At 41.9% G+C, this 25299-nt stretch carries 24 protein-coding genes, 2 tRNA genes and 1 pseudogene; 12 read left to right on the top strand and 15 right to left on the bottom strand.

Features of this window, described 5'->3' with window-relative positions; genetic code table 11:
* Nucleotides 1-4: 4 nt before the first annotated feature.
* A complete protein-coding gene (locus tag GN112_RS01720) occupies nucleotides 5-520 on the bottom strand; it encodes a DEAD/DEAH box helicase (RefSeq protein ID WP_231716909.1) in 516 nt (171 codons plus the stop codon).
* 105 nt (nucleotides 521-625) lie between these two features.
* Complete coding sequence (locus GN112_RS01715) at nucleotides 626-1141, bottom strand: TM7S3/TM198-like domain-containing protein (protein WP_155308638.1); 516 nt, start codon at nucleotides 1139-1141, stop codon at nucleotides 626-628.
* A gap of 109 nt (nucleotides 1142-1250) precedes the next feature.
* Between GN112_RS01715 and GN112_RS01710 the strand changes: the two genes are divergently transcribed.
* The 3 genes from GN112_RS01710 (at nucleotide 1251) to GN112_RS01700 (ending at nucleotide 3046) form a co-directional block, all read left to right on the top strand.
* A tRNA-Arg gene (locus GN112_RS01710) sits at nucleotides 1251-1327 on the top strand.
* 262 nt (nucleotides 1328-1589) lie between these two features.
* The gene (locus GN112_RS01705) at nucleotides 1590-1838 is read left to right on the top strand and encodes a hypothetical protein (protein ID WP_155308637.1); all 249 of its coding nucleotides are present in this window, start codon (nucleotides 1590-1592) and stop codon (nucleotides 1836-1838) included.
* A 536-nt stretch (nucleotides 1839-2374) separates the two neighbouring features.
* Nucleotides 2375-3046 carry a transposase gene (locus GN112_RS01700; RefSeq protein WP_231716908.1) on the top strand — a complete coding sequence of 224 codons (672 nt, stop codon included), beginning with the start codon at nucleotides 2375-2377 and terminating at the stop codon, nucleotides 3044-3046.
* Nucleotides 3047-4098: 1052 nt separating this feature from the next.
* On the opposite strand, the gene GN112_RS01695 is transcribed toward GN112_RS01700, so the two are convergent.
* The 4 genes from GN112_RS01695 to GN112_RS01680 form a co-directional block, all read right to left on the bottom strand.
* Nucleotides 4099-4428, bottom strand: coding sequence for a hypothetical protein (locus GN112_RS01695; RefSeq protein WP_155308636.1), 330 nt, complete (start codon nucleotides 4426-4428; stop codon nucleotides 4099-4101).
* 256 nt (nucleotides 4429-4684) lie between these two features.
* Nucleotides 4685-5692 carry an IS1 family transposase gene (locus GN112_RS01690; protein ID WP_155308635.1) on the bottom strand — a complete coding sequence of 336 codons (1008 nt, stop codon included), beginning with the start codon at nucleotides 5690-5692 and terminating at the stop codon, nucleotides 4685-4687.
* A 53-nt stretch (nucleotides 5693-5745) separates the two neighbouring features.
* Entirely contained in the window at nucleotides 5746-5958 is a 213-nt protein-coding gene (locus tag GN112_RS01685; protein ID WP_155308634.1) for a hypothetical protein, read from the bottom strand.
* Between the two features lie 302 nt (nucleotides 5959-6260).
* Nucleotides 6261-8372, bottom strand: coding sequence for a UvrD-helicase domain-containing protein (locus GN112_RS01680; RefSeq protein WP_162458732.1), 2112 nt, complete (start codon nucleotides 8370-8372; stop codon nucleotides 6261-6263).
* Nucleotides 8373-8716: 344 nt separating this feature from the next.
* Between GN112_RS01680 and GN112_RS01675 the strand changes: the two genes are divergently transcribed.
* On the top strand, nucleotides 8717-8953 hold the full coding sequence (locus tag GN112_RS01675; protein WP_155308632.1) for a hypothetical protein: 237 nt from the start codon (nucleotides 8717-8719) through the stop codon (nucleotides 8951-8953).
* 236 nt (nucleotides 8954-9189) lie between these two features.
* Here GN112_RS01675 and GN112_RS01670 read toward each other — a convergent pair whose 3' ends face one another.
* Complete coding sequence (locus tag GN112_RS01670; RefSeq protein ID WP_414736135.1) at nucleotides 9190-9282, bottom strand: hypothetical protein; 93 nt, start codon at nucleotides 9280-9282, stop codon at nucleotides 9190-9192.
* Between the two features lie 256 nt (nucleotides 9283-9538).
* Between GN112_RS01670 and GN112_RS01665 the strand changes: the two genes are divergently transcribed.
* Nucleotides 9539-9835, top strand: a complete 297-nt coding sequence (locus tag GN112_RS01665) for a hypothetical protein (protein ID WP_155308630.1) — start codon at nucleotides 9539-9541, stop codon at nucleotides 9833-9835.
* A gap of 16 nt (nucleotides 9836-9851) precedes the next feature.
* Nucleotides 9852-9933, top strand: a tRNA-OTHER gene (locus GN112_RS01660).
* 458 nt (nucleotides 9934-10391) lie between these two features.
* On the opposite strand, the gene GN112_RS01655 is transcribed toward GN112_RS01660, so the two are convergent.
* From GN112_RS01655 to GN112_RS01640, 4 genes are all read right to left on the bottom strand, one after another.
* A complete protein-coding gene (locus tag GN112_RS01655; RefSeq protein WP_269434883.1) occupies nucleotides 10392-10838 on the bottom strand; it encodes an ATP-binding protein in 447 nt (148 codons plus the stop codon).
* A gap of 44 nt (nucleotides 10839-10882) precedes the next feature.
* Complete coding sequence (locus GN112_RS01650; RefSeq protein ID WP_155308629.1) at nucleotides 10883-11890, bottom strand: IS1 family transposase; 1008 nt, start codon at nucleotides 11888-11890, stop codon at nucleotides 10883-10885.
* Between the two features lie 100 nt (nucleotides 11891-11990).
* The gene (gene istA, locus GN112_RS01645) at nucleotides 11991-13139 is read right to left on the bottom strand and encodes an IS21 family transposase (RefSeq protein ID WP_197743233.1); all 1149 of its coding nucleotides are present in this window, start codon (nucleotides 13137-13139) and stop codon (nucleotides 11991-11993) included.
* A complete protein-coding gene (locus GN112_RS01640) occupies nucleotides 13136-13513 on the bottom strand; it encodes a helix-turn-helix domain-containing protein (RefSeq protein ID WP_155308628.1) in 378 nt (125 codons plus the stop codon). Before GN112_RS01640 ends, istA begins: the two co-directional genes overlap by 4 nt.
* A 1235-nt stretch (nucleotides 13514-14748) precedes the next feature.
* Between GN112_RS01640 and GN112_RS01635 the strand changes: the two genes are divergently transcribed.
* From GN112_RS01635 to GN112_RS01625, 3 genes are all read left to right on the top strand, one after another.
* Nucleotides 14749-15411 (top strand): hypothetical protein, encoded by a 663-nt coding sequence (locus tag GN112_RS01635; protein WP_155308627.1) that lies wholly within the window; start codon nucleotides 14749-14751, stop codon nucleotides 15409-15411.
* 110 nt (nucleotides 15412-15521) lie between these two features.
* A complete protein-coding gene (locus GN112_RS01630) occupies nucleotides 15522-16976 on the top strand; it encodes a DUF262 domain-containing protein (protein ID WP_155308626.1) in 1455 nt (484 codons plus the stop codon).
* Complete coding sequence (locus GN112_RS01625; RefSeq protein WP_155308625.1) at nucleotides 16973-18958, top strand: DUF262 domain-containing protein; 1986 nt, start codon at nucleotides 16973-16975, stop codon at nucleotides 18956-18958. The genes GN112_RS01630 and GN112_RS01625 overlap by 4 nt, the downstream gene beginning before the upstream one ends.
* Nucleotides 18959-19823: 865 nt before the next feature.
* Here GN112_RS01625 and GN112_RS01620 read toward each other — a convergent pair.
* Nucleotides 19824-20138 carry an EF-hand domain-containing protein gene (locus tag GN112_RS01620; RefSeq protein ID WP_155308624.1) on the bottom strand — a complete coding sequence of 105 codons (315 nt, stop codon included), beginning with the start codon at nucleotides 20136-20138 and terminating at the stop codon, nucleotides 19824-19826.
* 445 nt (nucleotides 20139-20583) lie between these two features.
* Here GN112_RS01620 and GN112_RS33515 point away from each other — a divergent pair.
* Nucleotides 20584-20751: pseudogene (locus GN112_RS33515) on the top strand (IS1595 family transposase); the annotation flags it as partial.
* Nucleotides 20752-21023: 272 nt separating this feature from the next.
* Nucleotides 21024-22355: an IS701 family transposase gene (locus tag GN112_RS01615; protein WP_155308529.1), complete on the top strand. Its 1332-nt coding sequence runs from the start codon at nucleotides 21024-21026 to the stop codon at nucleotides 22353-22355.
* A 334-nt stretch (nucleotides 22356-22689) separates the two neighbouring features.
* On the opposite strand, the gene GN112_RS01610 is transcribed toward GN112_RS01615, so the two are convergent.
* The 3 genes from GN112_RS01610 to GN112_RS01600 form a co-directional block, all read right to left on the bottom strand.
* Complete coding sequence (locus GN112_RS01610) at nucleotides 22690-23778, bottom strand: NADH-ubiquinone oxidoreductase chain 4L (protein WP_155308623.1); 1089 nt, start codon at nucleotides 23776-23778, stop codon at nucleotides 22690-22692.
* A gap of 70 nt (nucleotides 23779-23848) precedes the next feature.
* Complete coding sequence (locus tag GN112_RS01605; RefSeq protein ID WP_155308622.1) at nucleotides 23849-24148, bottom strand: type II toxin-antitoxin system RelE/ParE family toxin; 300 nt, start codon at nucleotides 24146-24148, stop codon at nucleotides 23849-23851.
* 8 nt (nucleotides 24149-24156) lie between these two features.
* The gene (locus GN112_RS01600; protein WP_155308621.1) at nucleotides 24157-24417 is read right to left on the bottom strand and encodes a type II toxin-antitoxin system ParD family antitoxin; all 261 of its coding nucleotides are present in this window, start codon (nucleotides 24415-24417) and stop codon (nucleotides 24157-24159) included.
* Nucleotides 24418-24685: 268 nt separating this feature from the next.
* Here GN112_RS01600 and GN112_RS01595 point away from each other — a divergent pair, with 268 nt between their 5' ends.
* Nucleotides 24686-25093 (top strand): AbrB/MazE/SpoVT family DNA-binding domain-containing protein, encoded by a 408-nt coding sequence (locus tag GN112_RS01595; RefSeq protein WP_155308620.1) that lies wholly within the window; start codon nucleotides 24686-24688, stop codon nucleotides 25091-25093.
* Nucleotides 25094-25299 lie beyond the last annotated feature (206 nt).

Raw genomic sequence — 25299 nt, 5'->3', positions numbered from 1 at the left:
TGTCTCATCCCTCCCGAATCAATGCCATCAGTTCCTCGGCGTTCATTTTCCCGCTCATATCGGTACCGTCAAGCAGACTGTCGGCAAGGTCCCGTTTGGCGCGGTGCAGGGCGACGATTTTCTCCTCGATCGTATGCCGGGCGATCAGGCTGTAAACGGTCACCGGCCGGGTTTGGCCGATACGGTGCGCCCGGTCGGCGGCCTGGTCTTCAACGGCCGGATTCCACCAGGGATCCATATGGATGACGTAGTCGGCAGCGGTAAGGTTCAGGCCAACGCCACCGGCCTTGAGGCTGATCAGAAACAGATCTCCGTCGCCATTCTGAAATGACGCCACCCGGCGCTGACGCTCTTTCTGCGGAGTACTTCCGTCCAGATACTGGTAGCGGATCGATTTGCTCTCCACCACCTCGCGGATGATTCCCAGATGCCCGGTAAACTGGCTGAAGACCAGGGCCTTGTGCCCGCCCGCGAGGAGTTCATCGACAATTTCAGCAAAAAAGCCCAGATACGCTGTCAAAATACACTTTTCGTTTGCGGGTGCCTTTTTTCAATTGCTTCAAATCGGCTGCAAATTGGGTGATGGCCTCGGAATTGGCAACGTCTACGGGTTGCCCTTTCCCGATCAACGGTCAGTTTTCCGGGAAGCCAGCAGCCATGCCCCCTGGATGGCCACGCCGATGACAAAAAGAACCATCAGCATGGCCGGATGAACAAAGGTGACCCGGCCCATGCCATCGCCGAGCAAAACGGCGCCCACAATGGACGAAAGCAGGATCAGGGCCCAGTCGAAAACAAGAAAGAGAGCAACTGCGCCGACAATTCCCCCCACAAGGATTATCCACCCGCTGGGATACCGGCCCAGAAGGGCCATCAATTGAAAAGCCAGCGCACTGCCCGCCAGAAACCCGCCCACACCGATGGCGATATGCTGAAAAAACAGGGCCAGCACCGCGCCGATGACACCACCGATCAATCCGACGGACCAGAGCAGCCAGAACGGTTGCGGACCGAAAATCATGGGCGCCGCCTGCAGGCCGGCGGCGAATCCGGCCACAGCGACAAACAGCCAGAATAGCCGGCGTCCCGCTACCAGCAACATCATTCCCATGAGGACAGAGATGATCATCTGTATTATCATTATTTTTATCACCTCCCAAGAATACGAATTTCATACCATTAATCAGAAATATTTCAATAATCCATTGACATGCATCGCGGTTTGGCTTAATAAGCTGTCCAACTTTTCCGCGCCCGTAGCTCAGCTGGATAGAGTGCCGGACTACGAATCCGTAGGTCGCAGGTTCGAATCCTGCCGGGCGCGCCAGCAAACTCAGGGGGTTACAGCAAACAAGCTGTAGCCCCTTTCTAATTTTCCAGGGCCGTGTAAGCGCTGGTGTAAGCAAATTTGATCAATAGGGCAGGTATGGGGAGGCACGCTATCTCAAAAAAGTGGAATTGGGCGGGAATTGATGGGATTTGGCGGGATTTGGTGGGATATTGGACGTGATTCTGGTGCGTTGTGTTTGTACGAGGATTCTTTGGGGATGGTTTGAGGAGGATTTTTAAAAACCAGTGTTGATTTGCATATGACCTCAGAAAAATGGAATTGGGCGGGAATTGGTGGGATTTGGCGGGATTTGGCGGGATTTGGTGGTGATACTGGGGGCTTGTGGATGGCGTGGGGCGGATTCTGGTGTGAAAATCTATGTCGAGAAAATTTAGCCGATTCCGGCCTTGTCCGGGTGTTTTTTGCATTTAAAACGAGAAAATTGAGCCTACAGATTTGCACGCTAAATCAGAAATTTGGCGGCTGGTACTTTTTGCATATAAAATAAGAAAAATCAGATTTCCTTTCACAGCTCCATTCCGCATAGCTACCGAGCTCCCATCTTTAATGGTACTGACTTTCCGGCTGATGATCAGAAACCTACCTACCACAACAATTGACACTCCAACCGATGCAAGCTATATCTCAATAGTTCAGCCCTGTTCCAATTAGAGTCTTTCAGTATAACATCAATGCCGTTTCCTTAAGCCAGCCAAATATAAAATATTGTAAATTAACAATTAGTTATGCTATATATGAGTTGTTTTCTGTCTTAAGAATAATACTTCAACAAAGGAAAAAATTATGCTTGAAAACGAAAAACTTGGCATGGAACCTGACTTTCCATAATTGTGCCACAACTTGTTGATTATATAAAAAATACAATTTTCTCCGAAGGGTTCCGCAACAAAAACAAAGAAAGTCCAAATGATTTTGTTAGAACAAGGCACTTACCGTTTCATGAGCTCATTTTCTTTTTGATGAACATGAATAACCAATCCTACCAAGAAGAGTTGGATCGGTATTTCCAGGTCCTTCATTTCATTGGGAGCTAATTTTTGCGCCAGAATTTCGTATAATCAGTGGAAAGAGGCTAAAAAGTTCTATTTATCAGGAAAGAAAGAGCAAATTGCTAAAATTATTCCCACGCCTCAATCTTTTCGCAAATGCCACCAAATGGGCATTGATAACAAACCGATAAAGGTTCGCTTTATTCGGGTTGAGTTGGAATCTGGTGAAACGAAAATACTCGTTACCTCCCTGAAGGATATGGCAAAGTATCCGCATGAATACTTTTCGGATCTGTACCACCTGCGCTGGCCGGTAGAAGAGGATTATAAGACTTTGAAATATCGCATTCAGATCGAAAACTTCTCCGGCAAGACATACCGTTCCGTTTATCAAGATTTCCATGCTAAAGTTTTTTCAAAGAACTTCACAGCAGTCGTCGCAAGTACGACTAAAAAACAGATTCAAGCTAAATCTGAAAACCTGAAGCATTTACACCAAATAAACTTCACACAGGCATTGGTGAAAATGAAGCATACGATTGTACACGTTTTTCATCAAACCGATAATAAACTTATTGAAATTATTTGTAAACTACGAAAAATATTTATCCAAACGACTGAAAGCGTAAGACCCAATAGAAAATTTCCAAGGAGGCACAGGGTCAAACAACAACGCTTTTTCTATGAATACAAAACGAACCGTTAAGGAAACGGCATTGGGTAGTAACTTACTGTAAATACTGGTCTTGAAAGAATTAATGTCCGAATGGAAAATTATAAATTTTATGTATAATAACAGCATTTTTAACCTTTTATGGGCAACATCCGGACAGGCATGGATATTTCTTCTCCAACAAGGGGTATCTGTAGCGGCTCGGAATAAGATCGGCCCGGACGGAATAACGCACCGCTCTCGGCTCAGATTAAGTGCCACTGGGCTCGGAATAACGGCGTCCGGCTCACATTATTTGCAACTAATGAATGTCCCATTCATTCGCATCGGTTACGGCCAGGTGGGATTACCGAATATGCACGATTGTGTTTAATTGATGTATCTGTATTAATGCTGAAGTTGCGCTTTGGTATTGTTAGCTGTAGATTTTGGCAAGTTGAAAATCGACAGATTAGTCTTGGTAATCTGTCGATTTTAACGTGCCTATTTCTTTGGGATAAACCTTGAGAATCTGTAGGATCAGGCGTTTCTTTAAAATTGGTGGAGGGCGTTTATCACAACATTTTCAATTTCCCTGGTTGATTCTATTTTCGTTCGACTTGAAGTCCATCCATCATAAAGCGTTGGTATTGGTATTTGCCGATTTTGCCAGATTGAAAACCTGCATGGTAGTTCGGTAAGCTGCAGGTTATCAGATGATTATTCCTTTGGCATAAACTCTACAAACCGTCACGGTCGATCAATCTAATGGAGAGCGTTAATCACAACTTTTTAGATTTGACCTGGCGATACCATTTACGGTGGACTTGAAACAATGAAGGTCAGAGTGCGAGCGTACAGGTTCCGTGATATTGTTCTGCGTATAACCCTTACTGATTTTCAGTAACGTCTACCAGCGCAACCTGACCTGCCTGCTAAGCCGTCCTTTTTGGTATCAAAAACATCATTTAAGATAAAAAACATCCCTTTTTTGGCCTAAAGGCTCATCATACCAGTCTCCAGCTTTGTCCGACCACAGTTTTAACACTTAGCACACTGTCCAGTTTTTGGGCCGACCGCATATATCTGTAATCGGGACCAACGTGTTAGCTGTTATTTAGGATTAATTTATTCAACCATTCCAATCTTCTAATTGCATATGGTGCGTAAATAGATATCCCCGTTTGGGATTGTTTATATAGATTCCTAAAATACAAAGATATTGAAAATATATTTACTTTTGGAAAATTTTCATTTTTTGTATTAATAGAAAAAAATGGGTTCTGATCTCCATGTGGGCTCATTGCTCTCCAAAATATTACTAAAGGTTCTACACTTTCTTCCTCTGGAGCTTTCATAGGCGTGAGAACTTTTTTGACAGTATCATTTTTAAAATTTCCATTTTCTTCAGACCATTGGTTTTCCCAATTTATCATTATTCTTTTTTTTAAGTCACTGTTTGAAATATTAATTGGTAAAACTGAGCCTCCAATTGCATGGGCTGACCAGTTTTTAATTTCTGTTTGGTATAAAATGGTACTATTTTTATTTACGACTTTAATCCATCTATCTAATCTTGAACCTTTTTTTGTGCCCTGCGTACAAGGATTGTCATATATTTTTACTGAACTACCTGTCGCTTGGGCACTGGTTCAGTTGAATAGGCAATTAATTAGTCATAATTTTGAATAGTTAAATATGTTGTGCACTGAAAAGTGCTTCTGGAGTGATCTCGCATTCGAGTACTCCTAAACTAACAGCGGGCACCTTTTTGGTCGTAAAGTGAACTCTGAGGAAGTTATGGATAACCCAATAAACGTTCAACACGCGTTGAAGACCGGTTTCTGATTTTGCATATGTGTTTGTTTTTCTTCTATACGCGGAACATTTTCGGCGCATTGCAGCATTGTTGGCTTCAACGTGGTTGGCGTGTGTTTCCTTATCTGTAATATGGTTTGTGGTCTCAGGGTGTTGAGGACATGTTGTCTGGTATTTTGGTCTTTTGCGTCCTTTCTTATGGGATTGGGATCCTTTGTTTTTTACCCTGACGGTGACTCCTTTTTTCAACACTTTTCGAGGACGACCACGCATACCAGTTTGAAAAAGCTCGTGGCATATTTCAAATAGAATTTTTCCATATCGACGTTCACCATCTGTCAGAAGGGTTATGTCTTCAGTTTGGTTGACAAGTTCCGCCAAGGTTTTGATTGCTTTTTCAAAAAGGGACCTGTCCTTTTTACCGCAGCTCATTTCCCAAATGAAACGGCTGGCTCTATCCATGAGGACAATAGTCCATCCGGAAGATTCTTCAGGAGGAACATTTTTTTTGACTTTTGTATAAAATTCATCACCTTCGATGACTGACTGGATGAACGTATGCGCCATTGAATAGATCAATAACGTACTATAAAGATAGGAAAATTTTCTTTCCCAGGCAAGAAGGGTGTTTTTAGCGATCTTAAAGATCCGGCAGGTGGCATTGAGTGACGTTCCCTCAGTTCGGGCGTTTAAGACCTCCCAAATTTTACTGACAGGCTTTCTGATATCTTTCAGGAATGTGTTTTTTGTTTCTGAGAATGAATATTTGCAGTCTTGACAAAGAAACATTTCCCTATCACCGTTAGAAATTGTGCGATATACATAGTCATGTCGGATATTTTCAGACGAACAATTGGGACATTTGCATGTAAATAACAGCATAATCTACTCCTTCTCATCATGGTTGGGGTAGATTACCGTACATTTTTTATCTTCTATTGTCCAGCTATTTTATGTATATTCTGGCACTTACAACACCTATTCAACTGAACCAGTGCCGTCGCTTGGATATAGTGAGCAAAAGAACCTGCTGCAAGATCTTCACCACAGATACCTACTATTGAAGTTGCATGGCCAGAACTTCCTGTAGGTTTTTCATCAAAAAAAGATAGAGTTTCATAAATATCTATTGAAATCGAATCATTCATAAAATACTCCCGTTTTTTGTTTATAATGTTGCGCAACTCTTCTAACCGTTGTTTGTTGAATCTTTCAAACAAATGGATCTAATTCATGGAAAATTTGTCTTTCCAAAACCAATTATTCCTGATAATTAATGTTTGTTTTCATAAAACATATTACTATTTTTGAATTTAAATCATATCGATTTAACCGCAAAAGTTTTCATTAACAATACCTATCTTTTCCAGTCATTTTATGATATTTCATCACGCTTCATTTTATTACAAAATGGAAAAATGAAATATCCAATCTATAGGAAAATTACTACTCAAAAGGGAGCATCTTCATCTTCTGTAAATTCGATAGGAACAACCTTAGCCTGGTCTTGAAAATTAATGATCCCGTTTGCAATTGCATCGCTCATAAGAGACGTGGGTGCTTCAGTGCCAACCATAAACAATTGCTCTTTTGCCCGTGTGATAACTGTATAAAAATTTTTCATTCCTTGATTATCATTGGGATAATTTTCCTCTGATGGATCAAGGATAATTAAATTATCAAACTCGAGGCCTTTTATCTGGCGCATGTTGGTAACAGTTATTCCGGGTGAAAACTCAAATTCCTTGTTATGGCCCAATCGAATCTGAATATTCGGAAGTGCTTTGCTCAACATATCCGCAAAGGGTCTCGCATCTTTTGCATGTCGGCAAATGATGCATGTATGCTGATTTTCTGATGTGAGGCTAAGTTGCTTTAAGATATCAACAATATATTTTATTTTATCTTCTTCACTGCTTAGTACGGTTATTGCTGGCGAAATGCCGTTTCTTCCCCTTGTTGATCGTGCTGATTTTAAGACACTACATGCAAGGTCCATGATAGGCTTTGTAGAACGGTGGGCCACTTCAAGCGTTGAAACGGTTGCGCCTTCAATGCCAAGTTCTTCGGCCAATTTTTCCCAACCCATAAAATCGGCTTCGGGAATGATTTTTTGATTGATATCGCCAACGATTGTAACACCGGCTCGTGTTTTGACGGAGGAGAGCAGCACTGTCATTTCTATAGCACCGAAATCCTGGGCTTCGTCAATGATTAAATGATCGAAAAGGTTGACATTTTCATTGTTTTTATCTGTTAATCCACCATTTTTTAATTCAATGAGGTACAAGATGAGGGATAGGTCATCAAACCCGACAAAAGGACCGGGACGCCGTGGCGAACTGTCTTTTCCCTGAAGGGACTTCTGGTATCGAACCAATGTGTCAATTTCGTTTTCAGATATATGTTTAAGGTGTTTTTTGAGCAGAACCTTGTCGGTAAGAAATTTCAGTAGTTCTTCCTTATACTGGGTCATCCGTTTAACCGCTTGGCTGAAAAGCAGATGAATTTGCTCCAATTCTTCTTTTTCTCGCCCTTGGGCATTATTCCGCTCGATCAACGCTTTTGTTCTTAATCTTATAAGGCGCTGAACGATGGGCTGTTCTGACTGGGTTAGATCGTCAATCCATCTTTGCCCACGGTAAGGGCTGAGTTTCTGCTCCACCCATTTATAAAGCCTTTGGATCTGCCCATTCACAAAAACCTCTATCGCTCTTAGAATACCAATTTGCTTTTTTATGCTTTTCGCTGTCTGCTCGCCTTCAAAAGGATCAATGCAGATCTTGATCTTGCCTTTATATGCTTTTTTTACCTCACTCAATGCCCAGGCATGAAAGGTAAAGAGGTTAGCTGATTCAATTCCCAATGGCTCAAGGAGATTTGATATAAAGCTTTGCAATGCTTTATTGAACATTACGATTAAAATATTTTTTGGGTCAACCGGATGACGGGCAGACTCGGCGTATGTCAGCCATGAAGCGCGATATAAAGCCACTGTTGTTTTCCCGGAACCGGCACTTCCCTGAATGATTAGGGGTTGCAAATGGTTTGCTGTAATTAATTCATACTGATCTTTCGTCAGCATCGACCGGATATCGGGCAACCCTTCTATACTTGTAAAATAAGCAGAGACGTCATCTAAAAACACATAGGTATCATCTTTGATTTCGACTAGGTGATCATTGTCCTTGGTCTGGATGGTTGCCTGGAAAATGGTTCTGTTTCTATCAACGATTTTTGTTTGCTGCAGTACCTCTCCGGATATGGAATGATATCGTTCTTTACGTTGTTTTTCGACCTGCCACTCATCCATATCAAAATAGTCGCCAGGCACCATATTATAAAAACCCTTTGAAAGCGGATTCCTCCAGTCTATGATTTGCAGCTCTGCATTTTTCTTATCTCCGATTTTGTATGACAGCCGACATTCATCTGTCTCAAGAATGAAATGGCCGAACCACGGTCGCTCCGCTGTACAGATAACACAATCTTTTTTAAATTCTTCATTTAATTTTTGCGTGAAATCTAACAGGTCCATAGATCCCCTTTTTTTGTTTTCCAAAAATATTTCCAATCTCATCCGGTGTAATAGATCGGTAGCTCATGCAAAAAAATTAGATAATTTAAATACAACCGATTATGGCAAGGACACTCACCAGAATAACCAATTGGAATTAAGGTAAAAAACCACACCGACATGGTGAATCAACACAATATGCCACGATAGGAGCTACAGTTTTGAATCAGGTGCCTGAGAATAATTAACCTTGGCGAGGTGATCAAGGGGATAAAAGCCGTAGGGCAATTCTCTAATTAACTCTTTTTGCCTTAAAAAAAGCTCTCTTTATCGACGAGGTATGGCGCTCTTAGTAATTATTGGGCAACCATGTACGATAGGGAATAGAAATGCAAGAAAAATTTGGAAAGTCTGGTTATCAATGTTCTATCGCGGACCTGTTTGATGTCAAGAATTGGGATGCACTGGCTTGGGAATATTTTACCAGAAACCCAACTGACACTTTATTTAAAACTGAACTCAGGAGCAGAGTGGCTAACGGGGAGGACTATGCTGATGTTGTTGACGATCTCGTCAAACGTGATCTTGTCGAACGTATCGGCGTTGGGTCAATAAGAATTTTATAAGATAGAAGACTTAGCGGTCTGGGTCATAGATCATGAATCAAATTTTTAAAGGATGGAATGGCGTTGACCCTTTTTCACGGTTAAAAAAGCTATAGATGTAGGAAGGAATAAATCAGTTTTCCTCAAGTGTAAAGCGACGGATGAAAATCCTTATAACTAACATTTATTACAAAAGATTTTATAGGAAGAATATAGTTGTTCATTATACCAAAATAATTTTTAATTATTTTTTAGGTTCATCCGACTAAAGCGTACTTTGAATGGTGAAGCGCCATGATTTTGAGTTTGAAGAATTCATCATCTCTGAAGCCGTATGCTTGCCTTTTCATCGTTTTGATTTTGTTATTGGTTCCTTCCAGAGTCATGACTGGAAAAGAGCTCCAAGAGTACTTTAAAGGTGCTAAGATGCTCGACAGAATTGACCGGGAATTCGATGAATGGTGCAAGAAGACCAAAGTTGAAGACATGCCAAGCGTCGATGAAAAGCTCGCTGCTCAGCTGTAAATCGTAATACGAGGAGAAACTATGGAAATTTACGAGGTAATGGACACCCGTTAAGCTAACAACTTAACGGGAGGTCCAAAAATGAAATATGGTGATGTCTATTATTCTCAGATTTACTATCTCGGAGCTGAATGCTTTGCTAAACATTCTTATCGTTTCCGGATGGAACCTGTTCCTGGCTTCAAAAACTTTAATCGTTGCGGACATGTTTGTCGTCGTATGAAAACCACCTACGAACGTCGTTGGAACCATGCTCATTCCGACTATGTTCGTCCCACCCGTCGTCACCTTCCCCATGTCTGGGATGACATTTGGGTCAATCGTGACGACCGTAGCTGGAAACGTGCTACCAAGCGTCGTTGTCAGTGGGATCGTTAATCAATATGGATGGGTGCGCCGAATGGTTTGAAGGCAGCGGACTGTAGGACTGTAAATCCGTGACACTATAAATGCTGGAGGTTCAAATCCTCCCAGGACTACAATTATTTTAGACCCCTTTGATTTCTGAAAAAGCTTCAACATTGGGAGGTATTCCATAAGTGAATTTAAAAATGGTAATACGCTGTATGATCAATTATTTATCGGCTTCTAAGTTAGCAATTTATCCAACTACGCTGACGTAGCTGCCTCAATGGCCTATAGGCTCTTTGAAGTTTTCTTAGAGATCCATATGAGAGTGAACGACAACGGTGAAAACGAAGACGACGTGATCAAAGATTTGATTTGACGTGGAAAACTCGTCGAAAAGAGATCCAACGGTGTCAAATACTATAGAGAAGTCTTAATTATAGGAGGTAACGATGTTCAAGCTGTGAGCGGCGGTCTGAAGATGCTGTATTTTCGGCGGTTTGAATTTGCTTAACCATGAGTTGGCAATTTTAGCTGCCGGATCTCTGTATAATGAGCATCCGGCAGCCTTTTTACGCGACATTAATCAATCTATTTGCTCTTTCATGCGATAGCTTTTTCCTTGGATAAGAATCGTGTCGGCATGATGAAGCAGTCGATCAAGAATGGCTGAGGTCAGCGTGCTGTCGTTGTTGAAGATTTCCGGCCAGTCCTTGAAGGCACGATTTGATGTGATAACAATCGGTCCCTGCTCGTAGCGCTGGCTGATGACCTGGAATAGCAGATCCGCGCCGGTTTTATCGATGGGCAAAAATCCAAGCTCGTCAAGGATCAGCAACGAGGGGCGGATGTATTTTTTCAACTCCTGTTTCATGCGTCCTGCGGCTTGAGCCGCGGAGAGCGTATTGATCACGTCGATGGCGGTGGCGAACAGGACAGTATATCCCTTAAGGCAGGCCTCGTACCCCAAAGCGGAAGCCAAATGGGTTTTTCCAAGGCCCACGCCACCGAGAAAAATGACATTGGCCGGCACTGGTTCAGTTGAATAGGCAATTAATTAGTCATAATTTTGAATAGTTAAATATGTTGTGCACTGAAAAGTGCTTCTGGAGTGATCTCGCATTCGAGTACTCCTAAACTAACAGCGGGCACCTTTTTGGTCGTAAAGTGAACTCTGAGGAAGTTATGGATAACCCAATAAACGTTCAACACGCGTTGAAGACCGGTTTCTGATTTTGCATATGTGTTTGTTTTTCTTCTATACGCGGAACATTTTCGGCGCATTGCAGCATTGTTGGCTTCAACGTGGTTGGCGTGTGTTTCCTTATCTGTAATATGGTTTGTGGTCTCAGGGTGTTGAGGACATGTTGTCTGGTATTTTGGCCTTTTGCGTCCTTTCTTATGGGCTTGGGATCCTTTGTTTTTTACCCTGACGGTGACTCCCTTTTTCAACACTTTTCGAGGACGACCACGCATGCCAGTTTGAAAAAGCTCGTGGCATATTTCAAATAGAATTTTTCCATATCGACGTTCACCATCTGTCAGAAGGGTTATGTCTTCAGTTTGGTTGACAAGTTCCGCCAGGGTTTTGATTGCTTTTTCAAAAAGGGACCTGTCCTTTTTACCGCAGCTCATTTCCCAAATGAAACGGCTGGCTCTATCCATGAGGACAATAGTCCATCCGGAAGATTCTTCAGCAGGAACATTTTTTTTGACTTTTGTATAAAATTCATCACCTTCAATGACTGACTGGATGAACGTATGCGCCATTGAATAGATAAATAAAGTACTATAAAGATAGGAAAATTTTCTTTCCCAGGCAAGAAGGGTGTTTTTAGCGATTTTAAAGATCCGGCAGGTGGCATTGAGTGACGTTCCCTCAGTTCGGGCGTTTAAGACCTCCCAAATTTTACTGACAGGCTTTCTGATATCTTGCAGGAAGGTGTTTTTTGTTTCTGAGAATGAATATTTGCAGTCTTGACAAAGAAACATTTCCCTATCACCGTTAGAAATTGTGCGATATACATAGTCATGTCGGATATTTTCAGACGAACAATTGGGACATTTGCATGTAAATAACAGCATAATCTACTCCTTCTCATCATGGTTGGGGTAGATTACCGTACATTTTTTATTTTCTATTGTCCAGCTATTTTATGTATATTCTGCCACTTACAACACCTATTCAACTGAACCAGTGCCCTTTTTTGCGCCACAGCAAAAGTTGTTTGGGATGATCCGGGTCTTCGATATCCTCGCGGCGATCATAGCTGCGGATATGGCGGGCAATCAGTTTATTGTCATCGTAAAGGCAAATCCGGTCGGGGTAGGTTTTCAAGGTCAGTTGCCGACCGGCATACTCGGCCGGCACCGAGTAATGGTTGCCATCAACCGGTACGCGGAACTGGCTCGACGCCCGGACCTGACAGACCGTAGCGATGTCGAAGCGGTTTGCCGGCAACGGGTTTAAGCAGGAGCGCTCTTTTTCAAAACGTGCAATGGGCTGTTCATTGGTTTTGCCGTGGGTACGTACGTTCGCCACCGTGTCGAGCCAGTGCCGGGTCGCTGGGTGGATGGCCGAAAAATCGGAGATATCCAATCCGGCCAGAAGGTTCTTTTTTACATAGCCGACACCGTTCTCCACGCGCCCCTTTTCATTTCCCTTGCCCACGTTGCAAGCTGTGATCGTAAAGCCGTAATGGTTTGCAAAGTCCAGGTATTTGGGATTGAACACCGGCGCCTTTCCCACAATGCGCTTGAGCACGGCGCTCTTGAGATTGTCGACCATGATTCGTTGGGGAACCTTGCCGAAAAACTCAAAGGCACTTTGATGGCAGCCCAAAAAATGTTCCATGGTTTGCGAGACGGTGAACTGCACATACATCAAGCGGCTATAGCAAAGCACCATGACAAAAAAGCTGAGCCGTCTTCGGGTATTGCCGACATTGACGGAACCATAGGATCCCCAATCGACCTGGGCGCATTCTCCCGGCGCGAATGATAGCGTGAGAAAGGCGTTTGGTTTGGGCGGCCTTACTTTGCGGACGTAGTCCTTGACGATGGAATATTGGCCGGTAAAGCCCTGTTCCCGGATGCGTTGAAAGATCTGTGTCGCGGTATAGGGATGGGTTTCGAGCAGGCGGACAATATCCCTTTTGAAGGGGTCGAGCTTGCTGGGGCGCGGGGTGCCCTGGCGTGGCTTATACTGGGTTTCATTCAGCCATTTTCGGATGGTTCTGACGTCCATGGACAGTTCACGGGCGATTTGTGGGGCCGTCAATCCGTCGTTTGCGCTCAGATGGTTGATTTTGCAGTAAAGGGCATAATCGATCATGACCGACCCTCCGCGATGCGCTTGAAAATCTGTTCAACCGACTGAAGGCCACCGCTGGTTCTTACCGGCTCGGGGTCGATGGCTAAAACCTGATATAACGGCTTTCGATAGGCAATCAGGCCGATATCAACCAGTTCGCTGCGAACCCGTATGACCTCCGGTTCGTCCATCCCCAGGCGCTGGGCCAGGGTTCGGTCGGAGTAATAGCTCATACCTTTTGCATCGGAGACGGTGACCAGGAACAGATACAATGCCGCCGCTTTGTGAGTGCAGCGATCGATATAGTGTTCACTGACCAGGCGGTGATCGAGCCAACTGAACTGTTTTGGGACTTTTCGGATACGATCGGGGCAAATTGGGTGCTTGGTTACCATGATGGCCTCCTTTATATTGAGGGTTAAGGATATCGTCGCCAAATTGTTGCATACGACGGGCGGCCATTGCGATGTCATCTTGTAACGCATACCCGGTTAATTGAGCGATAATTCCAATTAATACAGAGGATTGGCATGTTAAGAGATCTTGTAACGCATGGTTTGTAAAATCGGTATTATTGTCTGTATTTTCTGCATGTTGTCGATTTAAGGGATCTTGTAACGCATCGACGCAGGTTTTGGGCTTTCGGCGCGAGTATCCTGGATTGGTCTCGCGCCACCGCTGAACCCGTTCGACATTATCCGCCCCGCGGAAGTAATCAACGTTCTCTGGTTTTTGGCACCACCGTTTCTGGCTATCGGCTTTGCTGGCCTTACGGCACGCGGGTCTGCGACAGTACCTTTGACGTTTTCTGTTTCGCGGGTCAGGAACGAATAACCGATGGCAATGCCGACATTTTTTCCGCTTTATCCTGGACATTGGGCACGCTCCTCCTACGTGCCAATGTAACAAAAGTTGATATTATTTGGGGGCCCGGATTTAGGCAAGAAAATTGGTGAAGAAAAAGAGAAGAAGATAGGTTTTAAACCTATTGTGGAAGAAAATTAAGGCGGGGATAACCTGACATTTTCAGATCGTCAGGAAGAAGACAAAATCAGATTATCGCTGGCATTCAAGCCTAAAGATGCTTTTGAGTTCGAAAACTACGTCAGAGGACTCATGAGTGAACCAGAACATCCTGTGATCATTGAAATGCATAGGAGATTCAGTGAAGGTGAAAATTCGGACGAGGTTCTGAACGATTTAGTTGAGAGAAATTTGATCACTAGAAATGGAAACATTATCCAAATAATCGGAGAATAAAAAATGTTTGACCAGATAACCGATCCGGCATTTATCGACTTTGAGATCAGTAACCTTGTAGACTACGATGCTGCCTCAAGCTATAACAGATGATACGGACGAGATTTGGGAAGAAATCAGTGAAATAATCATTGGTGGTGAACCCGAAGACGAGGTTTACGCTGATATCGTGAAACAAGGTTTGATTAAGCTCTTCAGTACTAAAAACGCAGAAATCTACGAGGTTCGCAAATAGCTTTCCCATGCAATAGCTCTCTGAACATTTTAGTTTGGTATAATTGATCGATTTATGCAGCTATTAAGTTAGGCATTATACCGATAATTTGGAAATTATTCGATTAAAAGATACTCACATAGACGAAAAGACAACATGCAAAAAATCGAGATTATCATACAAGGCTCCATAACAGAACTATCGATACTCTCTGTTCCCGATGATCATCAATTGGATCTCGAAGGATTTTCACGTGGTTGGATTGAAAACTTTAATGGAAAAAAAGTATTCCGTCCTCCATATACAATTGAAAAAGTTTGGCATGAGATCATATTTGATTCTGCCGATTTCGATCCAAAGAAATGGGGGACTAAAGAGTATGAAATTATTGGTACTTCATTTTCAAATATGAATGAACTTTGTAAGGCATTTAATGATGAAAGATTTGGTCCAGACATTACAATATACGCCAATGATAAAGAAATAGATTTAACTAAATATAGAATAAATTTCAAATTTGATAATTTTAACAAATTTCAAATTAAATCATCCAAATTATTTTTGATTTCTGCGATTAATTGGGAGGGAGAGTACTCAATAAAATTCACTACAAATGATACTTTTAATATCCAAAAATTATTATTTCTATACTCATATCTTGGGGCATATGGAATGATTTTAAAAAATGTATATTATGACGATGAAATCATTAATTTCAACGATAATTATGAAATTACAGGTATAGTTGAGTATTTAAATTTACAATACTTTAATCCACCATTATTGTTGAGAGAGTCGCCTATTGTCGCTCTTTGGTAATTGGGTGATGAACATAACATGTCATGCAAAGGAATTTATATGGAGAATGCCAACCGCAACATCTTGTGGTTGGCATTTCATGTTAAGAAAACGTGATTAAGGTCAAAGAAATGGAAATTAAAGAAAAAAACAAAATTGTAGCCGGAACCACCCTGTTTAAAAGCATATTTGCTTTTGAAGGGGGTTACTCTATCAAAATTCCCGACTATCAGCGACCGTATGTGTGGAATGCCGAAAAGGTAGATACCCTTATTAATGACCTACAATACCACGTTGAACACAATAGCGGGCAAATTTACTATATGGGTAGCATCTTGTTTTTTTGTCAAAATGGCGGTTACGAAATAATAGACGGGCAACAACGGCTTACATCACTGCTTATTTTAGACAAAATTGCCAACAATGGGCAAAGTATTTTGGCAAAACATACCGATAAGGTTCAATTCTTTTTCAATTCACCTATTTCAAAAAAGAATATTGTAGAAGTTAAAAACTTTGTAAATTACTATAAAACCGATTGGTTGCAAAATAATTGGAACATAGTAGTGACTGATTTGGCTTTTTCGGTAATAGTTACCAATAGACAAGACGATGCCTTTTCGTTTTTCGAAACGCAAAACAACCGAGGTGTAAAATTGGGTGCAGCCGATTATCTGAAATCGTTCCACCTTTGTGAACTCAGAGAAGAAGAAGGGAAACAGGTGGCTTTTGCTAAGCAATGGGATACCAATAACACCAATCAGTTTTTAAACTATCTATTCAATAAGGTAATATGGCGAGGTCGCTCGTGGAAAGGCAGCAATGTGTGGTACGAATCACAAGACGATGTATTGCTGGAATTTCAAAGAAAAACTCGCACCCCTGAAATAAAAAATCAAGTTCAGATTTTCCCAACGGTAAAAAACAAAATAGCCCACGCTATTCGGTACGATGAATATGACGGCATTTTGCTCGATACTTCGCCCATAGCATTAAAATCGCACGCCATCAATTATCCTTTTTCCTTGCGTCAACCCATTGAAAAAGGAATTGGTTTTTTTCTTTATTCCGAAAGATATGCAGCAATGTATCATTTTTTGTTTAATACTGAACATTCGAAAAATAGCGAGTTATTTAAGTTCAAGGAATTTTATAAAGCCGTTTACAGCCATAGTGGAATGTCGGAGTATTTGAAATCGCTATATCGCTTGTGCATGGTATTGTATTACGACAAGTTCGAATCAAAAGATATTGACAAGTTTGCGAAGTATCTCGATTATTATATTGGCGTGTATCGTGTTGAATTGAGCAGTATTTATGATAAAACTGCCATCCGTATTTTAAGGGATAAAAAGCAAAATTTGCTTGATATTATTTCACAGGCATTTATACCCGAACAAGTCTTTGATTTTATAATAGAAAACACCAACGATACGGTATTCAGGGACGAAACCATTCCACTGTTAAATGAAAATGGACAACTTATTAATGCTGTAAGAAGTAACTATAAAAGAGCCTTGCTTAAATATTACGAAAAAGAAGACCAAACAAGTTTAAAAGCACTAAAAGAGTGGATCAAATTATGATTGAAGATTTAATAGTTACACGCAATCTATCAATAAAATCGGATTTAATTACATTAAAAGATGTAGTTGAAAACGAACGCTTTTATTCCATTCCAATTTATCAACGCTTGTATGTATGGGGCGAAGACCAGGTTACTACTTTGCTCGAAGATTTGGAAAGAGCCACCAAAACACCTGATAATTACTATTTCTTGGGTGGTACAATTATTATTAGCAATCAAAGCAAATACGATTTAATTGATGGACAGCAACGATTTACCACGCTTTGGTTGCTGAGTTATGAGTTGAAAAATGAGTTGGAAGACTTTGCCTATGCTCATATTAACAAGATTTATGTAAAACGAATTTCGTTTACCATCAGAGATTTTGCCAATCAATATTTTTCAAATCCTGATAATTATTCACAGCTTACAAAAGAAGAAAAATTGCAGCTCGAAGGAATTACCCAAGCACAAAAAACGATACAAACATTTTTAAATGCCAAAGAAAGAGGAAACTCGATTGAGTTTAAGAAAAGACTAACAATGTTTCTTTATGAAAAAGTTGCTTTTATAGAAACTGAAATGCCTTCCGGGATTGATGAAAACAGATTATTTGAGGTTCTAAATAACAGGGGTGTTCAGCTTCAACATCACGAAATAATAAAATCAAAACTTATTCAATACCTACCTGATTATGAAAAAAGAAAATACGCTCAGATTTGGGAAGCCTGTTCCATTATGGACAACTATATTGAAAAGAATATCAAAGACGTTTGTGGCTTCAAATGGGGCGATATAACTCAAAAAGAAACAGAAGAAGATAATGAAATTGGTTTGCCCGCAGATATAATAAACCGTATTGCCAAATCAACATCAGATTTTGAAGACAAGCATTTGAACGAAATACTTGAGTTGGATAAATATAGTTTGAAAGAAGATAATGAAGAGTACGACTACGACTCGGGCAAGGTAAGGAGCATTATTAGTTTTCCAATGTTTTTGCAACACTCCTTAAGAATTTTCATATTTAACACTAAATACGAAGGTTTTACATCAGACAAAGTTGCGGAGGTCAACGAAAAGAAATTAATTGAAACATTTGAAAACCATTTTTATCCCTATTATCTTAACCAAACCGATGTAAAAGCATTTATTGAATTACTCTTGAAACTTCGAATAAATTTCGATAAACACGTTATTAAGTGGATTGAAAAAGAAGCAAATCAGGAAATTCATCTTATAAAAAGACTATATCAAAACAAAAAGGTACTACAACGAAAAGAGCCATTAAGTAATGAAGGTCTTGCTTTGTTGCAAAGTATGCTTTATCACTCGCAACAGATAACTACTTTATACTGGCTGACTCCATTTTTAAACAAAACTTTACAAGAAGATAATACGGAAAATTTATACAAGTACCTTTTAAAACTCGATAACCTAATGTTTTGCTCTGAACTATCAGAGGATTTAAGTTTAAGGAGCTGGAATTTGATTGATAATAAATTAAATGTTTTTAACCCCGATATTAAGGCACTAAGCAGACCAAGCGGTACTGTCTTTTGGAGTTATTGGTTTTACAAAACAGATTTTATACTTTGGTATTTAAAAGCAAGTGAACAAGGCGATGACTGGAAAAATTACCGAATGACGAAGAAAAATTCGGTTGAGCATATTTCGCCACAAAACAGAAGGGAGTATGACGAAAACATACTTTGGGATGAAAACGAAACTCTTTCTGATGAAGAAAAAAAGAAACGTCTCGATGATTTTGGTAACTTGGTTTTATTGTCAATTGGTATGAACTCTGAATATTCCAATAAAAGTTTTGCAGAAAAACGCACATCATTTTTTGAAAAGAAAAGATTAGATTCATTGAAATCTGCTTTAATCTTTGAAAATCGGAAATGGAATTGGGCTTTGTGCGAACAACATAGAAATGAAATGATTACTCTTTTTAAAGAATATTTTATAAAAACGATGAAAAGCTGGACAAATGAATGAACACCAGTTGCCAACATTGTATATAAAACATTTGGTAGTCAGTGAGTTATCGAACGTTTCAGTTCGTATCAAAAGTGGTTGTAACTTGACAGGAATGTGCTTCGAAATGCCAAACATTTCATATACATAACCGTTGAGAAGGATAATAATAAGTGTATAATCGTTGCACCTGACATTTTTCCGCTGCGCTTCAAAATGCAGGTGAACTCGAGCGTTATATACAAATTATCTCTTCTAATCTTTCTACCTGGTATGAAAATGGAAATTCCAGATACGTAAATGGGTATCTGGAATCTTGGGGCTACCCAAAATTCGTGGGATAGCTCCAACATATCTGTCGATCAGGAAAACCTGTGATACGGTCGATCAATCTGTATGGAATAACAGATTCGGGAATTGCAGATTAATGAAAATTTTCATCGAGGGGAAACGAGTACAGATACATTAAATTTCCTTCGCCTTTTTTTCATTCCGCTCTGCAGATTATAGAGTCATATCTTGAGTTGCCGCGGACGCCAGATTAATGGCTGATTATCACACGGGTGGCTCGCGTTGTGCTATGTACAGGAAATCTGTAAAGCAATGTAATACCAGATAGTTGGGATATTGTGGTCTATCCCCACGCGTAACAATCCTGTACGAAGGCTGGTAGCTACCGGGAGTACGTAAGTTGCTCTATCAAAAAGATGGGTGCCACGAATTGCTTAATATCGAATAGTTCTGGCCGAGGATTTATGATTCCAGGCCAAGTAACGAATAAAGCTGGCCTATTATCGATTATTCCTGGCCAGGGGCAATTTTTAGAAACGGTTAATCTTGTCCCGGATGGTGCCTTGATATCAGGCCGCTACAGTTAGCCTTCATTTTAATAAGTTCTTTTTCCCTGGCCATAACCCTTGCCACTTTTTTGTCCTTGTCTCTGTCCCTTGCGAGGTTTATCTTTAAAATTATACCACTCGTCATGAGAAATTTTTCCATCATTGTTTGTATCCGCTGATTTGAAGCTTTTTTCATCCATTTCTGGGTAAGACTTCTGTAATTCCTCTAAAGACACTGATCCATCTTTGTTTTGATCCATTTGGATGAATTGTCCGGATACCTTTTGTGAATATCCTGATGAAACACTTAAAACCATAAGAAAAACTGCCAACAAAAGAATTGAAAATAATCTGTTCATCATTTCCACCTCATCGATATTGTAAACAAAATATGAAGTGGCTTGTTGCGGAACTTATTGCAGCCACTTCGTTATGGGGGCAGATTAACCATTTTTAAGCCCAAATCAATTGTGGAGGTACTTCAAATCTTAATTACTGGTGCATTGTTATTTTTTTATGTTACAAAACTATTATATTTTGCTTCAAATTGATTGTATGCCGGATAGGCATGATTGATTGAATCGTTGTTACTTCGTCATAGCGAGATAGAAACCTATTCGGCACTGCAAATTGAGAGCGTCGGATGACTTGGGACCAATATTCAATGGTTTTAAGATCCTGCTCAGAGAACTCGACTTTTATCATTGTTTTCTCCCTGGTCAATTTATGGTTCAATGCGTTCAGGGTAGTATAAAAAAAACGGGGTATCCACTTGACGCAAGCTGATACAATATATAGTACCAGTGCTCTGTTGTAGGTGACCATCTTGATTATTATCTGGATGAATACACGTTCCGTTTCAACCGCCGTAAATCAAAGTCGAGAGGGCTTCTTTTTTTCCGCCTAATGGAGCAGGCAGTATTAACGACACCTTCGCGGTACCGAGATATTGTAAATGGCAAGCGCAATATTTAGGGTTACTTGCGTTAAGTGGACTAAAGTTTCCCCTTTTTGAAAGCAGCCCGGCGGGGTGAGTACTACTGAAGAATATTAATATTTCCTGTAATAACAGATGGTTAGCAAAATGGCGGTCGCCTGTAACCTATTGAAATCATTACAGATATCGGGACCGATTTTTGGCAATATGATCAAATATTTAGTTAATACAGTATGTTAATGTTGATTGCGAGGCTCGGTTGTGGTATGTTTCTTCTTCCACAAACAAACAACCCAACCGGAGGCCTCGCATGCTTATCCTACACGACATCCTTGAAAAACTCAAAAACGAATTTGCTCAGTCCAGTAAAGGTCAGGAACGGGGAATATGGTTCGTATACACGATCGTGGCGATCATTGTTCCTTTCGCCTCATCGAGGACCTCAAACATTCTACGGTGCTTGAAGACGGTGTTCGGCTTTTCCGGGATCAGTCGTAAAAAGTTCTATACCTTCATGGCATCCCCACGGATTCCATGGCAACGGTTATGGCCCACGCTGTGGAAATTGATTCCGCTGCCAACGACCGGTGGGCGGTTAATGCTGGCTCTGGATGACAGTATCAACGCCAAGACAGGCAAGAAGATTTTCGCCTGCGACAAGGTTTTCGATCATGCTGCCAAGCAAAACCAGTCCAGGTATCCGTGGGCCCAGAACATCGTTGCTGTGGGGTTGTTGAAGATGATCAAGGGACGTTGGGCCTGTCTGCCGCTGAGTTATCGTTTCTACCTCCTGAAGAAAACCATCGAACGAATGAACCGTGACAGCAATGGACCGGAAGTGACATTCAAGAGCAAGCTTGCCATGGCGGTCGACATGATCGGTGAGATTGCCGCGGTGTTTCCCAGAAAACGGATTGTCATCATCACCGACTCATGGTTCGGCAATGGCGGCCTGTGGAAGCCATTGAAAAAACAGTTGGGCATATGGGTGGATATGATTTCCAGGCTTCGATCCAACAGCACAATATTTGAACTGCCGCCACCTCCGACCGGACGACAAGGCCGCCCGCGTAAATATGGCCGCAAGCTGGGGAATGCGGCAGCGTTGGCCGTTCGATTCAAATCGCTGGCAAAAGAATACATCGTCAACCTGTATGGCCGCAACCGGAACATCGTAGCCTATGAACGCGTGGTGATGCTCAAGACCATCCGATGTGCGGTCAAGGTGGTCTGGGTCTATCGTAAGACACAGTGGGTGGCACTTTATTCCACCGACCTGTCCCTTTCGGCTGAGCAGATTATCGAATACTATGGGGCCCGCTGGAAGATCGAAGCCTTATTCAAGGAATTGAAAAACGACATCGGCAGCGCTGACACGCAAAGCCGTCATCCGCAGGCCGTCAGCAACCATCTGCACTTTTGCATGCTGGCGACCACCGTCGCCTGGATTTACGCCAGCCGGGTCGAGAAAACGCCATCTCGCCGGCATGCCGTCGGCGGCCGCCGTCATTTTGCCTTTTCGGATGTCCGCCGATCCGTTACAAAGGCCGCGATGGACAAGGATTTTGGTAGGCTCTTCCCGGTGCCACGCAAATCCGTCTTTAATTCTCTCGTGGACGTACTGCTGCGCATGGCGGCTTGATTGAATTTAGGAAACTTTAGGTTAAGTGGATACCCCGTTAAGAAAATAAAAGCCCAATTTCGGACAACTATAGCGGCTATCTGAAATAGTGCAAGATAAGATTATTTTTTTTAAAAATATTAATATGTTGTATCTTTCTACGGTCTTTCGGCGTTTATTCACGTCACTCGTACTTGTGATTTAGTAACCACCGGGAATTCGAAACATAGCCCACCTATCGATTGCTGAGCCAACTCGACAAGGCTTAGAATCCCATAAAACCATTACCGGTGATGAAAATAAAAAGTGGCAACGCTCAGAGAAAAAGCGCCGCCACTTTTATGATTGAGTGTTTCTATCCATTCGGTCTTGTTGTCGATACGACCGAAGCCTTAATCCATTTTTCAGCGGCAGTTTTTATTTGATCCTCCATCAGGCGATCGTCCTTATCAAAAGGATGGCGATATTGTATTTCGAGAATACACTTGTTGTCAGTTTTGTCTGCTGTTGTGACAACTTGCACATTTTCAATATACACATAATCACTTCCGATCGATTGCTGCAACGCTTCATGCAACTGTCGAATTTTTTCTTGTGAACAAGCCATCCACTCCAGATATTTATTATGATGCTTGTCAAACGTCAGTTGTACGATGTTTCCGACAGTTGGCTTTCCCTGAATTCTCAAGCCCGGACGCCCGAAGGCAACTTCCTGGAAAGGCAGCGCGTGTTTGCTGTCGTTGATTCCTTCCACCACCAGCCTTAGGGCGATGGCCTCATCAATGATATTGAGGCCCTCTACTTTTTCAATCAGCCCTTTTTGATACAGAAGGCGATATCCTTCGCTGGTTTGCTCAGGCGTACAACCGATATCCGTTGGCAAGAAATTCTTGTTCAGAACCGCGATATCTGTATATTCGGACGCGCCGAGATTGAAAAGCGCCCAGGCCAGTAAGGATTTCGCCGGGTCATTAAGGCCACCATATAACATTTGATATGCCATATGATGGTGAATTTCCAGTTCAAGCGTTAAGCTGTGTTCGTAGTCATTTGTTAAAATGGTCGGCTCAACGGCTTGGCGTTTTTCGGTGGTTTCGTCCCCGTCTCTTTTGCTGGCGGTTACACTTTCAGAAAAATGATAAGGGTTGGCAACCTTCCACTGGCGGCACCATTTGGTAAGCGCGAAAGTGCCTTTTTCCACAATACCTTTCCATTGGTCGAGTTCGACTGCTTTGGCTTCAGTACCGTGCAATAGCGCCGTCATTGGTAACAGACGAGCAATCAGGTGCTCTGCCATGCGCTTCAAATTTTTTTCATACCAGGTGGTTGTGTCGGGTTCGTTGGCAAGATCAACAAGTTTTACAGCGATTTCAAGAGCCGCCAAGGACTTTTCCCGCATCCAGTCAGTAGGATCAAATCCTGATGTCCGATCGAAAATCGACATATGACCTCTCTTTTATTCTTAGTTGCGGTGGTTCAAAAACGGGGCAATGCACACCAAGTGCTCCTGTTTATCATTCCCCAAATATGCTTGGAATATCACGGGCCCCGTGCAGGATGCGTTCTATCCGGACGCTGTCGCTGACCGTGTAGAAAACCAGATAATGACGAAATGCAACCATTCGAATATCTTTGCCAAGCTCCCGGCGTAACGGGAAGGCTTCCGGTGCTGCCGTTATTTTGAAACACAGCTCCCGAATTTCCTGAATAAAAGAAATAATAAAAGAAATCGCTCGGGAAGGATTGTCACGGGCGATATAATCGCCAATCTCCTCAAGGTCCAATTCCGCGCGAGGGGAAAAGGCGCATTGCATGGTGTGGTCTATGATTCTTTTTCTAAGCGGCTGTATTTGGTTTCAAGCCGATTGAAGACATCGGCCGCCAGCGTTCCCGGACCGCTGTTTTTGCCCTCGTTGATTTGTCGGCGAAGCTGTTCGATCCTGACGGCGCGCAGTTCTTCTTGTTCCTCAAACAGACGCAAAGCATCCCGAATGACTTCGCTGGCACTGCTATAGCGGCCGCTTGCAATTTGACGTTTTATGAGGTCCTCAAAATGAGTCCCGATGACATAACTGGATGGCATGACGCCCCCCCTGCTATTAATAACTGATAATTATTGATAGCTCAACGAAAAGCGATATGCAATCCTTTGTTTGAGGTAACCCCGATATTTGTGTACCAACCGCTCGCTGTTACATGTGTTAACATATGATTATCTGAAGATAATGAACAATCATCAACCGGGATATTGAAAGTAAAGGCGGGATGATTAAATTTTTAAGGGGGAAAGATTCTTTCCGCAACCCATTCTTATAAAAATGTTTACCAATCGATTTCGAAAAGGAATTTCTGTGGCACGAAAAAAACTGGTGGAGCATAATGCCCTGGTTCAGGCTGTCGAAATGGGCACACCACAAGGCGAGATAATGGAAAAACACGGTTTTAAAACCGTGTCCGCCTTAAAAACGGCGTATTACAATGGACTGGTGGCCTTGGGAAAGATTGAAGATGTGAATACCAAGCGCAAAAAAAAGAACGTTGATACGAAAATATGTGTCAACGGCAGAGGAAGCCTGGTCATTCCCAAAAAGCTGGTCGATCATTTGGGGATCGATCCAGAGGATATTTTTGAGGTTGTGAAAAACGATACCGGGTTGGAACTGAGAAAAGCTGAAAAACCTCCGAAGACCATCCTCAGAAAACGTGTCCAGCCTCTTATGCACCGAAAAGCATCAGATTATGCCCGCCTGCCGAATTAAACAATCGAATCGCAATTTCAATCAACGGATATCGGCAACAATGAATGCGGAATAGGGAATCGCCCCGGACTTACAATAGATCGCCAGACATGCGGCATTGTACTTACTCGATGTATCTGCAATAGTAGCTAAGCTGCGGTATTACTTAGGCTATGAAGGACTTTGGGTGAATGGAATCTGGGCATCTGTATTGAAACATACAGGGA

Origin of the sequence: Desulfosarcina ovata subsp. ovata (assembly GCF_009689005.1) — a bacterium.
Lineage (GTDB): Bacteria > Desulfobacterota > Desulfobacteria > Desulfobacterales > Desulfosarcinaceae > Desulfosarcina > Desulfosarcina ovata.
The sequence above is the reverse complement of the archived record's forward strand: the minus strand, read 5'-3'. Positions and strand labels throughout refer to the sequence as shown.

What these genes read in the sequence shown, in the direction of transcription:
- GN112_RS01685 (WP_155308634.1), bottom strand. Translation starts at nt 5,958, where the DNA reads ATGAATGATTCGATTTCAATAGATATTTATGAAACTCTATCTTTTTTT.
- GN112_RS01675 (WP_155308632.1), top strand. Translation starts at nt 8,717, where the DNA reads ATGCAAGAAAAATTTGGAAAGTCTGGTTATCAATGTTCTATCGCGGAC.
- GN112_RS01620 (WP_155308624.1), bottom strand. Translation starts at nt 20,138, where the DNA reads ATGATGAACAGATTATTTTCAATTCTTTTGTTGGCAGTTTTTCTTATG.
- GN112_RS01670 (WP_414736135.1), bottom strand. Translation starts at nt 9,282, where the DNA reads ATGAAAAGGCAAGCATACGGCTTCAGAGATGATGAATTCTTCAAACTC.
- istA (WP_197743233.1), bottom strand. Translation starts at nt 13,139, where the DNA reads ATGATCGATTATGCCCTTTACTGCAAAATCAACCATCTGAGCGCAAAC.
- GN112_RS01630 (WP_155308626.1), top strand. Translation starts at nt 15,522, where the DNA reads ATGGAAATTAAAGAAAAAAACAAAATTGTAGCCGGAACCACCCTGTTT.
- GN112_RS01635 (WP_155308627.1), top strand. Translation starts at nt 14,749, where the DNA reads ATGCAAAAAATCGAGATTATCATACAAGGCTCCATAACAGAACTATCG.
- GN112_RS01650 (WP_155308629.1), bottom strand. Translation starts at nt 11,890, where the DNA reads ATGCTGTTATTTACATGCAAATGTCCCAATTGTTCGTCTGAAAATATC.
- GN112_RS01600 (WP_155308621.1), bottom strand. Translation starts at nt 24,417, where the DNA reads ATGCCATCCAGTTATGTCATCGGGACTCATTTTGAGGACCTCATAAAA.
- GN112_RS01690 (WP_155308635.1), bottom strand. Translation starts at nt 5,692, where the DNA reads ATGCTGTTATTTACATGCAAATGTCCCAATTGTTCGTCTGAAAATATC.
- GN112_RS01640 (WP_155308628.1), bottom strand. Translation starts at nt 13,513, where the DNA reads ATGGTAACCAAGCACCCAATTTGCCCCGATCGTATCCGAAAAGTCCCA.
- GN112_RS01695 (WP_155308636.1), bottom strand. Translation starts at nt 4,428, where the DNA reads ATGATAAATTGGGAAAACCAATGGTCTGAAGAAAATGGAAATTTTAAA.
- GN112_RS01705 (WP_155308637.1), top strand. Translation starts at nt 1,590, where the DNA reads ATGACCTCAGAAAAATGGAATTGGGCGGGAATTGGTGGGATTTGGCGG.
- GN112_RS01605 (WP_155308622.1), bottom strand. Translation starts at nt 24,148, where the DNA reads ATGCAATGCGCCTTTTCCCCTCGCGCGGAATTGGACCTTGAGGAGATT.
- GN112_RS01625 (WP_155308625.1), top strand. Translation starts at nt 16,973, where the DNA reads ATGATTGAAGATTTAATAGTTACACGCAATCTATCAATAAAATCGGAT.
- GN112_RS01610 (WP_155308623.1), bottom strand. Translation starts at nt 23,778, where the DNA reads ATGTCGATTTTCGATCGGACATCAGGATTTGATCCTACTGACTGGATG.
- GN112_RS01715 (WP_155308638.1), bottom strand. Translation starts at nt 1,141, where the DNA reads ATGATAATACAGATGATCATCTCTGTCCTCATGGGAATGATGTTGCTG.
- GN112_RS01665 (WP_155308630.1), top strand. Translation starts at nt 9,539, where the DNA reads ATGAAATATGGTGATGTCTATTATTCTCAGATTTACTATCTCGGAGCT.
- GN112_RS01615 (WP_155308529.1), top strand. Translation starts at nt 21,024, where the DNA reads ATGCTTATCCTACACGACATCCTTGAAAAACTCAAAAACGAATTTGCT.